Source organism: Rhizobium sp. GW821-FHT14E12 (assembly GCF_058803745.1).
This window is the reverse complement of record NZ_JBXAPH010000026.1, coordinates 1-11,141: the sequence shown is the minus strand read 5'-3', so window position 1 is coordinate 11,141 and position 11,141 is coordinate 1. Positions and strand designations below refer to the sequence as shown.

The 11,141-nt window shown below is 61.7% G+C and carries 10 protein-coding genes; 1 reads left to right on the top strand and 9 read right to left on the bottom strand.

What is annotated here, in order from left to right; genetic code table 11:
- Nucleotides 1-322 precede the first annotated feature (322 nt).
- Nucleotides 323-733, bottom strand: a complete 411-nt coding sequence (locus tag AC1RO0_RS31795; protein WP_498596500.1) for a MerR family transcriptional regulator — start codon at nt 731-733, stop codon at nt 323-325.
- An 84-nt stretch (nt 734-817) separates the two neighbouring features.
- On the opposite strand from AC1RO0_RS31795, the gene AC1RO0_RS31790 reads away from it, so the two are divergent.
- Nucleotides 818-2,089, top strand: a complete 1,272-nt coding sequence (locus AC1RO0_RS31790) for an NADH:flavin oxidoreductase/NADH oxidase family protein (protein WP_498596499.1) — start codon at nt 818-820, stop codon at nt 2,087-2,089.
- A 62-nt stretch (nt 2,090-2,151) separates the two neighbouring features.
- Here the strand turns inward: AC1RO0_RS31790 and AC1RO0_RS31785 are convergent, their stop codons facing one another.
- The 8 genes from AC1RO0_RS31785 to AC1RO0_RS31750 form a co-directional block, all read right to left on the bottom strand.
- Nucleotides 2,152-3,012 (bottom strand): 5'-nucleotidase, lipoprotein e(P4) family, encoded by an 861-nt coding sequence (locus AC1RO0_RS31785; protein ID WP_498596498.1) that lies wholly within the window; start codon nt 3,010-3,012, stop codon nt 2,152-2,154.
- Nucleotides 3,013-3,243: 231 nt separating this feature from the next.
- Nucleotides 3,244-4,974: an ABC transporter substrate-binding protein gene (locus tag AC1RO0_RS31780; RefSeq protein ID WP_498596497.1), complete on the bottom strand. Its 1,731-nt coding sequence runs from the start codon at nt 4,972-4,974 to the stop codon at nt 3,244-3,246.
- Nucleotides 4,975-5,102: 128 nt separating this feature from the next.
- Nucleotides 5,103-5,390, bottom strand: coding sequence for a DUF2160 domain-containing protein (locus tag AC1RO0_RS31775; protein WP_498596496.1), 288 nt, complete (start codon nt 5,388-5,390; stop codon nt 5,103-5,105).
- A 12-nt stretch (nt 5,391-5,402) separates the two neighbouring features.
- Entirely contained in the window at nt 5,403-6,326 is a 924-nt protein-coding gene (locus AC1RO0_RS31770; protein WP_080761182.1) for a carbohydrate ABC transporter permease, read from the bottom strand.
- Complete coding sequence (locus tag AC1RO0_RS31765; RefSeq protein WP_498596495.1) at nt 6,323-7,195, bottom strand: carbohydrate ABC transporter permease; 873 nt, start codon at nt 7,193-7,195, stop codon at nt 6,323-6,325. The genes AC1RO0_RS31770 and AC1RO0_RS31765 overlap by 4 nt, the downstream gene beginning before the upstream one ends.
- A gap of 2 nt (nt 7,196-7,197) precedes the next feature.
- Nucleotides 7,198-8,268: an ABC transporter ATP-binding protein gene (locus AC1RO0_RS31760; RefSeq protein WP_498596494.1), complete on the bottom strand. Its 1,071-nt coding sequence runs from the start codon at nt 8,266-8,268 to the stop codon at nt 7,198-7,200.
- A 15-nt stretch (nt 8,269-8,283) separates the two neighbouring features.
- Nucleotides 8,284-9,366, bottom strand: coding sequence for an ABC transporter ATP-binding protein (locus tag AC1RO0_RS31755; protein WP_498596493.1), 1,083 nt, complete (start codon nt 9,364-9,366; stop codon nt 8,284-8,286).
- Between the two features lie 521 nt (nt 9,367-9,887).
- Nucleotides 9,888-10,916, bottom strand: coding sequence for a zinc transporter ZntB (locus AC1RO0_RS31750; protein WP_498596492.1), 1,029 nt, complete (start codon nt 10,914-10,916; stop codon nt 9,888-9,890).
- Nucleotides 10,917-11,141 lie beyond the last annotated feature (225 nt).

The following is an 11,141-nucleotide window of genomic DNA, read 5'->3' as shown; positions in this document are numbered from 1 at the left end:
TCAAAAAGGCCGGATGGGATGACCAATTCCTAACCGAACTCCTCGCTCATATGCGATAGCCCTGCCCCTTAAGGGGGGAGATTGGTAACCTGTGGCGCTGACTCGCCTCAAACCAGCATTGTATCCGCAGGGACTGAGCGACGTTGAACTAACGAAAGCAGCTGCAAACACCTAACGATCTCCCCCTTTGTGGGGGAGATGTCCCGATAGGGACAGAGGGGGTATCGCACTCTCCTCAAAGTCTGCCGTTACTTCCCGTCCCAGAACTCCCTCACACCCGCGCCTTATCGGCCTCCACAGCTCATGTGGATGCTGGCGGCTGCTATAACCGCATGCTTTCGATCGCGCCATGAGCCCGCAGATCCCCCGATGCATTCTGGTTGTCGGCGCCGCGCTCGGACAAGACGGCGATCATGCGGACCAGTTGATCGCGCACGTTGGTTGATTGCGCGATGTGCTGGTCAAGCTCGATCAGCTTCGCCTTGAGCCGTTCGAGGATGTCGGCACAGTCCAGTTGCTGAGAACCATTCTCCAGCACGGCACGCTCGATCTCCTTCAGGGTGAAACCGACCGATTGGGCCTGCAGGATGATCTGCAAGTTCGCGAATGCCTCCTCGCCATAGTCCCGATAGCCGTTCGCCAGCCGATCGGCACGCAGCACGCCACGTGCCTCGAGAAACCGGATTTTCGAGGGGGCGACTCCGGCACGCCGGGCCAGTTCGCCGATTTTCATGCAATGTCTCCTTTTAGGCTTGACCTTAAATATAGGTTGAAGGTGTAGGGCTTGTCCAACTGTAGAATTTCGGAGTGTTATTGCATGTTCGACGCCGTACCCGTTTCGCCCCTCTTCGCGCCTCTGACCTTGCCGAATGGTGCCGTGTTGACCAATCGCCTGGCCAAGGCTGCCATGGAGGAAAATATGGCAAATCACGAGCATTTGCCTGGCAAGGCGCTTGGCCGGCTTTACGCCGCCTGGTCGAAGGGTGGGGTCGGGCTCATTCTTTCCGGTAATGTCATGATCGATCCGACTGCGCTCACCGGCCCGGGTGGCGTCGTGCTCGACGCATCCCAGCCGCTGGAGCCCTTCAAGGAATGGGCACGAGCGGCCCGCAGCGGCGGCAACCATGCCTGGCTACAGATCAGCCATCCCGGCCGCCAGGTCATGAAGGCGATGGGGCAGGGTGCGGTGGCGCCTTCCGCCATCGGTGTTCAAATCGAGGGCGCCTCGCATCTCTTCCCAACGCCGCGGGCGCTGCGACCGGAAGAGATCTCGACCATTGTCGAGCGCTTTGCCGTTGCCGCTCAGATGGCGGAAGAGGCCGGCTTCACAGGGGTCGAGATCCATGCAGCCCACGGCTATCTGATCAGCCAGTTCCTCTCGCCGCTGAGCAACCGGCGAACCGACGAATGGGGCGGCTCGTTGGCCAATCGGGCGCGGCTGCTGCTCGACGTGATCAAGGCGGTGCGCGCGCGGGTCTCTGCCGGTTTCTGCGTCGGTGTGAAACTCAATTCGGCCGATTTTCAGCAGGGCGGTTTCGCGGCGGAGGATGCGGTGCAGGTGGTGCGCTGGCTCAATGACCTGCCGGTCGATCTGGTCGAACTGTCCGGCGGCAGCTACGAGAGCCCTGCCATGGCGGGCGCACCCCAGGATGGTGCCGTCAATCCGCGGGAAGCCTATTTCGTCGATTTCGCTCGCGAGATCGGCGCGGTTGCGCGCATGCCGATCATGGTAACCGGCGGCATCCGGCGCCTTGCCGTGGCCGAGCAGGCATTGCAGCCCAAGGATGGGCGGCCCGGCGTCTCTGTGGTCGGTATCGCCACCGCCTTTGCAGTCCAGCCGACATTGCCGATGAAATGGCGCGCGGGTGCCATGCTCGATGTCGCCATCCCACAGGTGCGCTGGAAGAAGAAGCTCTTCGCAAGCCTGGCCACGATGGCGGTGGTCAAGGTCCAGTTGAGCCGGATCGGTGCCGGCCGGGCGCCGAAGCCCAACGTCTCGCCACTTTTCGCCCTAATCGGCAACCAGCTGCAGACTGCCCGACGCACCCGCCGCTACAAAGTGTGGATCGCCGCTCGTCGCCAAGCCTGAACTCCTGGTGGGGCAAAGCTGCTCCCACCATCCCCGACTAAAGTCGCGGCTTTCACCGGTTCCTACTTCCCGTCCCAGGGCTTCAGCGCATCCTGCTTCAACTGTCGCTGCGTTTCAGGCGGCAGCTTGTAGTCGCCCTTGTAGGGCGCGCTTTCGAACGAGCCGTAGGTCGGGTTGGCGATGGCGATCCAGTCGTGGCCGAAATGGGCGGCATTGGCTTCGAAGACCTTCTGGCGTTCCTCAAGCGTGCCCTTGTAGTCGTCGGTGAAGTCGCCGAAATTGTCGCCGAACATCAGGAGAATACGGTAGTTCTTGGCGATGAAGGCGCGGCGCGTGCCCTTGGCCGAGCCCCAGTCGGGCTGCTCCTTGGCGCTGAGGAACGTGTCGACATTGTCGCCCATCGGGAAGCCGAAGCGCTTCATCTCCTCGACGGTCGGGCCTTCCTCGTCGGCGGTGCGGTTGGTGACGTAGAAGACCTTCACGCCCTTGGAGGCCGCATATTGCGTGAATTCGACGGAGCCCGGAATGGGGCTGTCCTGCTGGGCATTGACATATTTGGTCCAGCTGTCCGGCGTGAAGCCGGTGCCGGTGATAATGTTGTGGGCCTGATAGGGCGATGTGTTAAGCACCGTGTCGTCGACATCGAGGATGATCGCCGGGGGGAAATCCTCGAAGTTGCCGGTCTGCTCGACCGGGGCCGCGGTCCAGTTCTTGTCCGCCAGCGCTTCGTCAAGCCGGATACGGCCGAGCGCGTAGGCACCGAGCGCATTTGCCTTGGCCTCGACCGAGGTTTGGTCCCAGAGAACCGCGTTGAGATTGTCGTCGGGCTGGGCCGCGGGCAGGTCGGCTGCCAGAGCCGGCAGGGCGGCGGCAAGGCCGATGGCGGTCACGAGCGCCCGGCGCCCCAAATATCCATTTCTCACGCTGTTCTCCTTATGATTATTGGCTGCTGAAAATCCGCGAGGCATATCAACGGTTTCTGATATATTCGGATGCCATGATCCGGATAAGGATAGTTCGTGCTCGCAGGAAATGTGTCAAGTCTGTGACAGTCGCGATGCGGCTGGTTTTTGCTGTTCTCCGTGCTTGGCCATCACGAAAAAATGCCGAGGCCCTTTCAGGCCCCGGCATCTCTATTGCGTCACAGGCTCGGCTTACTTCTGCGCGTCGGCCCAGCTCTTGACCAGTTCGTCGTAGTTGACGGTGACCGGCTTTTCCTTCTCGTTGGCGATCTTCAGCTGCGGAGCGAGATGGCCGTTCTTGACGGCATCGGCGTTCCAGTAGGCGAGATCGTGCTCCTCGGCGAGCTTCGGACCGATGTCGCCCTGAACACCGGCGCGCTCGATGCGCTGCATCACCTTTTCCTGGTCGGCGCAGAGCGCGTCCATGGCGCCTTGCGCATTCTTGGCACCCGATGCGGCATCGCCGATCGCCTGCCACCAGAGCTGCGCCAGCTTCGGATAGTCCGGAACGTTGGTGCCGGTGGGCGACCACTGCACGCGTGCCGGCGAGCGATAGAACTCGATCAGACCGCCGAGTTCAGGCGCACGCTTGGTGAAGCTCTTGTCGCGGATGGTGGATTCGCGGATGAAGGTGAGGCCGACATGGCTCTTCTTCACGTCCACCGTCTTCGAGGTCACGAACTGCGCGTAGAGCCATGCGGCCTTGGCGCGGTCGACCGGGGTCGATTTCATCAGCGTCCAGGAACCGACGTCCTGATAGCCGAGCTTCATGCCGTCCTTCCAGTAGACGCCATGCGGAGAAGGCGCCATGCGCCATTTCGGCGTGCCGTCGGCGTTCATGACCGGCAGGCCGGGCTTGACCATGTCGGCGGTGAAGGCCGTGTACCAGAAGATCTGCTGGGCGACATTGCCCTGCGACGGAACCGGACCGGATTCCGAGAAGGTCATGCCTTGGGCTTCCGGCGGTGCGTAGGCCTTCAACCAGTCGAGATACTTCTGGATGGAGTAGACGGCGGCCGGGCCGTTGGTGTCGCCGCCGCGGGCGACGCAGGAGCCGACCGGACGCGAGTTTGCGTCGACCTTGATGCCCCATTCGTCGACCGGCAGGCCGTTCGGCAGGCCCTTGTCGCCGTTGCCGGCCATGGAGAGCCAGGCATCGGTGAAGCGCCAGCCGAGCGACGGGTCCTTCTTGCCATAGTCCATATGGCCGAAGACCTTCTTGCCGTTGACGTCACGGCCGGTGAAGAATTCGGCGATATCCTCATAGGCAGACCAGTTGACCGGCACGCCGAGTTCGTAGCCGTACTTGGCCTTGAAGTCGGCCTTGTTCTTCGCGTCGTTGAACCAGTCGTAACGGAACCAGTAGAGGTTGGCGAACTGCTGGTCGGGAAGCTGGTAGAGCTTCTTGTCCGGAGCGGTGGTGAAGCTGGTCCCGATGAAATCGGCGATATCGAGGCCGGGATTGGTGACGTCCTTGCCTTCGCCGGCCATCCAGTCGGTCAGGTTGCGGACCTGCTTGTAGCGCCAATGTGTGCCGATCAGGTCGGAATCGTTGACCCAGCCGTCATAGAGGTTCTGGCCGGTCTGCATCTGCGTCTGGATCTTCTCGACGACGTCGCCTTCCTGGATGACGTCGTGGGTGACCTTGATACCGGTGATGGCGGTGAAGGCCGGTGCCAGAACCTGCGATTCATACTGGTGCGTGGTCAGGGTTTCCGAGACGACCTTGATCTCCATGCCCTGGAAGGGCTTGGCCGCGTCGACGAACCATTGCATTTCCTTTTCCTGGTCGGCGCGCGAGAGCGTCGAAACGTCGCCGATCTCCTTGTCCAGGAATGTTTTGGCTTCGTTCATGCCGGCCTGAGCCGAGCCGGCCAGAGCCAGCAGCACGACTGCCGTCGTTGTTAAGAGATTCCGTCGCATATATTCCTCCCTACAGGTTGCGAGCGCATTGTCAGGCGACCGGATCCCCGGCCGTCTGTATCGACTTTCCTTACCGCGCCGCATACCCGAAGACGGGCAGAGGGCGGGGTAACTCCTTGAAACCGTGTCTAGACCAGGCGGAAGACGCCGATCGCATAGACCACGGAAAGGGCGACCGCCCACCACAGGCTAGGCCCAATCAGACCCAGCCATGCGAGATGGATGAAGGCGGCGCCGAGCAGCGAGACGAACAGCCGATCGCCGCGCGTCGTTTCAAAGCGCAGGATGCCGGTGCGCGGATTGCCGCCGGGCGAAACATATTCCCAGACGGCCATGCCGATCAGCAGCGCCAGGATCGTCGCGAAGAACAGCGCTGTCGGCAGCGTCCAGGCCATCCAGGAAAAATCGGTATTCATGATGGTCTCCCTTCAGACGCGGCCGAGCGCGAAGCCCTTGGCGATATAGTTGCGGACGAAATAGATGACGAGTGCGCCGGGGACCAAGGTCAGCACGCCGGCGGCGGCAAGCAGGCCCCAGTCCATGCCCGAGGCCGAGACCGTACGCGTCATGATGGCGGCAATCGGCTTGGCGTCGGTCACCGTCAGCGTGCGGGCGATCAAAAGCTCGACCCAGGAGAACATGAAGCAGAAGAAGGCGGCGACACCGATGCCGCTGGCGATCAGCGGAATGAAGATCTTGATGAAGAAGCGCGGGAACGAATAGCCGTCGATATAGGCCGTCTCGTCGATCTCCTTCGGTACTCCGGACATGAAACCTTCGAGGATCCAGACCGCGAGCGGCACGTTGAACAGGCAGTGCGCCAGCGCCACGGCGATATGGGTGTCGATCAGGCCGAAGGCCGAATAGAGCTGGAAGAAGGGCAGCGCGAAGACCGCCGGCGGCGCCATGCGGTTCGTCAGCAGCCAGAAGAAGACGTGCTTGTCGCCGAGGAAGCGGTAGCGCGAGAAGGCGTAGGCCGCAGGAAGAGCGCAACCAACCGAGATCACCATGTTCATGACGACGTAGGTGATCGAGTTGATATAGCCCTTGTACCAGGACGGATCGGTGAAGATGATCGTGTAATTGCGCAGCGTCGGCGCATGCGGATAGAGCGTCAATCCGCCGACGATCTCCTCATTGGTCTTGAAGCTCATATTGACGAGCCAGTAGATCGGCAGGAGCAAAAAGATGATGTAGAGGGTCGGTACCACCCAGGACCAGCGCCCCTCTTCGCGGTGGCGGCTTACCGACTGCGTGCCCGTGGTGGCCGGTGCGTTCGCCGTGGAGCTTGAAGCGGCCAATTGATGCATCGTTGCGTCGTCGGCCGTGGTGGAAAGAGGTTTGGCGCTCATCGCGTCGCTCCCGCATCATAATTGGTCATGACTGTGTAGAAGACCCAGGACAGCAGCAGCACGATCAGGAAGTAGACGAGCGACATTGCCGCTGCCGGACCGAGATCGAACTGGCCGAGCGCAATTTTCACAAGGTCGATCGACAGGAAGGTCGTGGAATTGCCGGGGCCGCCGCCGGTGACGACGAAGGGTTCGGTATAGATCATGAAACTGTCCATGAAGCGCAGCAGCACGGCGATCAAAAGCACGCGGTTCATCTTCGGCAGCTGGATGTAGCGGAAGACGGACCAGCGCGAGGCGCCGTCGATCTTGGCGGCCTGATAGAAGGCATCGGGGATGGAGGCAAGGCCGGCATAGCAGAGCAGCACGACAAGGCTGGTCCAGTGCCAGACGTCCATGAGGATGATCGTCGCCCAGGCGTCGACCGGATCGGAGACGTAATTATAGTCGATGCCGAGGCCGACGAGGACATAGCCCATCAGGCCGATATCGCTGCGGCCGAATACCTGCCAGATCGTGCCGACGACATTCCACGGGATCAGCAGCGGCAGGGCCATCAGCACCAGGCAAACCGGCACGCCGACACCCTTCTTCGGCATGTTGAGGGCGATGAGGATGCCGAGCGGCACCTCGATCGCCAGAATGACGAAGGAGAAGATCAGGTTGCGGAACATCGCGTCCCAGAAGCGGCCGGAACGAAGGATCTCCTCGAACCATTGCGTCCCTGCCCAGAAGAAGACGTTGTTGCCGAAGGTGTCCTGCAGCGAATAATTCACCACCGTCATCAGCGGAATGACGGCCGAGAAGCCGACAAGCACCAGGACGGGGATGAGCATGAACCAGGCTTTGTTGTTCCAGGGCTTGTCCATGATCAGGCTCCCATCTCGACGCGCCAGGAGTTGGCGTAGATATTGATGCCGGCGGGATCGAAAGCGATGTGCGGTTCAGCCGGCACGGTCTGGTCCTCGCCGATGACGGCGACGATGTCCTGTCCGTCCAACTTGGCGCGCACCACCTTGCGGCGGCCGAGATCCTCGACCTGAGTGACTGTCGCCGGCATGCCTTCGCGGCCGAGGCGGACGAATTCCGGGCGGATGCCGAGTTCGGAGCGGCCCTCGCGGCGCTCAATGGGTGCGCCGGGAAGAGCGATAGTGCGATTGCCGAGCCGCGCGTTGCGGCCGTCGATCTCGATCGGCAGGACGTTCATGCCCGGCGAGCCGATGAAATAGCCGACGAAGGTATGGCGCGGGCGCTCGAACAGGTCGTTCGGCGTGCCGATCTGCACCACTTCGCCATTGTACATCACCACCACCTTGTCGGCGAAGGTCAGTGCCTCCGTCTGGTCGTGGGTGACGTAGACCATGGTGAAGCCGAAGCGGCGGTGGAGCTGTTTCAGCTGCGAGCGCAGCACCCACTTCATATGCGGGTCGATGACCGTCAGCGGCTCGTCGAACAGGATGGCGTTGACGTCGGAGCGCACCAGGCCGCGACCGAGCGAAATCTTCTGCTTGGCGTCGGCGGTCAGGCCCCGCGCCTTGCGATGGGCGCTGTCGGAGAGGCCGATCATCTCGATGATCTCGTCGACCTTGCGCTTCACGTCGGCTTCCGGGATGTGCCGGTTGCGCAAGGGGAAGGCGAGGTTTTCATAGACCGTCATCGTGTCGTAGACGACCGGGAACTGGAAGACCTGGGCGATGTTACGCTCCTGGGTCGATAGCCGGGTCACGTCCTTGCCGTCGAAGAGGATGCGGCCTTCCGAAGCGCGCACCAAGCCGGAGACGATGTTGAGCAGCGTGGTCTTGCCACAGCCGGACGGCCCAAGCAGCGCATAGGCGCTGCCGTCCTCCCAGCTGTGATGCACTTCCTTCAGCGCATAGTCCGCGTCGGACTTCGGATGGTCGTTATAGGCGTGTCGGATATGATCCAGGTCGATACGTGCCATTGGCCGTGTCTCTCCTCAGGCTGCCCGTTGGAGGGCGGGGGTAACGGCGGCGCCATCGGTGTCGAACACCATGATGTGGCGCGGGTCGATGTAGACGTCGATCGCATCGTCGACATCGATGTCCTGGACGCCCTGGGTCAGCATCACCCAGCGCCGGTCGGCGAAATCGATGTGGATGTAGCTTTCCGAACCGGTGATCTCGGTCACCATCACCCGCGCCGGCGCGGCGACGGCGTCCGGCGTTTGCGGCTTCAGCGCCAGATGGTGTGGCTGGAAGGCGATCGTGTAGGGGCCGTCCGGCCGGTCCTCGAGGCCCTGCGGTACGGGCAGGCGAATGCTGTCGTTCAGCACGAACTGGTTGCCGCGCTTATTGAGTGTGATGGTGTTCAGCGGCGGATCGGCGAAGGTGGTCGCGGTCATCAGGTCCTTCGGGTTGCGGAAAACGTCGATCGTCGGCCCGAACTGCGTGATGCGGCCCTTGGACAGGGTGGCGGTATTGCCGCCGAGAAGCAGCGCCTCGGAAGGCTCGGTGGTGGCGTAGACGAAGATGGCGCCGGATTCGGCGAAGATTTTCGGCAGCTCGGCGCGCAGTTCCTCGCGCAGTTTGTAGTCGAGATTGGCGAGCGGCTCGTCGAGCAGCACCAGGCCGGCATTCTTGACGATGGCGCGGGCCAGCGCCGTGCGCTGCTGCTGGCCGCCGGAGAGGCTGAGCGGCAGGCGGTCGAGGAAGGGGCCGAGCCGCAAGAGGTCGGCGGCCTTCTTTACCTCCCGGTCGATCGTCTCCGCGTCGGTGCCGCCAAGGCGCATGGGCGAGGCGATGTTGTCGTAGACGGTCATCGCCGGATAGTTGATGAATTGCTGGTAGACCATGGCAACGTTGCGGCGCTGCACGGGAACGCCGGTGACGTCGGCGTCATCGACATGGATCGTGCCTGTCGTCGGCTTGTCGAGACCGGCCATCAGCCGCATCAGCGAAGTCTTGCCCGACAGCGTCGGTCCGAGGAGGACATTCAGCGTGCCGCGCTGTAGCGTCAGGTTCGTTTCGGCGATATGCGTTTCGCCGCTGACCGACTTCGACACGTTTCTGAGTTCAAGCACGATAGATTCCTTCCATGCGCGGCATGTCGATGCCGCTGCGAGGAGATTGATAGTTCTGGGTCGGTTATGTCTTACGGGGTGATGTTTTTTGCCCAAGCCGGCTCGGCACTTGTCACGCGCGGTTGCGCGCCGGTGCCAGATTCCGAATGGTGAAATGCTCTTAGGAAAATGCGGCGTCTGAAGCTCGATGCAAAAGATCCGCCTTCGCGCAGGCTATGGCGCGCAGGCCAAATGGCAATGCAGCTTGCTCTGCGGGCAGCGCCATTTTTGCTATCGATTCGATCTGTGGACAATGGATCCTCCCCCTGTTTCACTTTACGCCCCTCAAGCGAAAACCGAAACCATAATGACGATAAATGAAGATAAAGGAATGTCAAACGAAAACTAGCCGCGTTTCAGTTTCGCTTCATAAATCTCGTTTTAGTGCTTTTTTAGGGGGTTATAATAAGTAAGGTAACCGATTGATCGGGATGGGAAATGGCTTGAAATCCCTGTCCGGACGCGAAAAGGCGAGCCAGTGGCTAAAGCCAGTTGATGCGCTTCAGCACCCAGAGGGTGGCGATCGAGGTAACGGTCACGAAGAGGACGATGACGACGAAGGCCCAGGTGTCGTTGACGCCGGGAATGCCGCCGACATTCATGCCGAACAGGCCGGCCACCACACTCGGCGGCAGCAGCAGGGCGGCAAGGGCTGCGAGGCGGTTGGAGTTGCGAGCGATGCGCTCGCTGATGACGGTCGACAGGTCGTCATGCAGGATGCTGGTGCGGTCGCGTATGGCGTCGAGATATTCGATGTAACGCATCAGCTTGTCGATGACCTCGCGCATGCGCAGCTTGTCGCGTTCGGCAAGCCAGGGCGCGTCGTCATGTTCGATGCGGTTCAGCGCGTCGCGCTGCGGTGCCAGGTATCGGCGAAGCTGCACGGCCCGCCGACGCAAAAGCTTCAGGCGCTCGCGCACCTGGCCGGCTTCGCCATGAAAGATCAGCTCGTCAAGCTCATCCACCTCCTCGTCCATGGCGTCGAGCACGGGTTCGAGATCGCGCACCAGCTTGTCGCCGATCAGGGCCAGCAGGTCGCCTGAGCGCTGCGGACCCTTTTTCTTTTCCAGCGACAGGCGGATATCGCGCAGCGCCGTGATGTAGTGGCCGCTGTCGCGTAGCGAAACGATGCGGTCGCCATCGACCCAGAGATGAAGGGGCACGAGGTCGATATCGGCGGGCTTCTGCGTCGTGCCATCCGGCGATGTCGCGCAGACACCGCGCAGGATGATCAGCAGCCCGTCGCCCACGGGTTCGACGCGCGGACGGGATTCCTCCTCCAGCAGGGCTTCGATCACGAAAGGATCAAGGCCGCTCTTGTGGGTGATCCAATCGGCGGTGGCGGGATGATCGCGTTCGAAATGCAGCCAGGTGACGCCCTCTCCGGGCTTGCAGGAGCCGACCTGATCCGTGCTGAGCTGCCTGCAGCCGCCCTGTCCGTCGAGCAGGGAGGCGAAACGCAATCCCGGTTCGGTGCCGTAGCTGACAGTCGAGCTGTTCGTTGCTTCCATGGCGCCTTGATCCATCCCACCCCCATGGCAGCAAAAAGCGCGAGCATCACCGGAGTTTGTGGTGTGCTGGTGGGTAGCTTATCAGTTCGGATCAAAGTGGCAAGGTGGAGATGGATAGCGCGGTGAAGCCCTTCATCCGGACTATCCATCCCTCTCCCCGCTTGCGGGGAGAGCGACTGTCTTGTTGGTCAAGCTGATTGCCATGGTTTTTGATCCCGGATGATG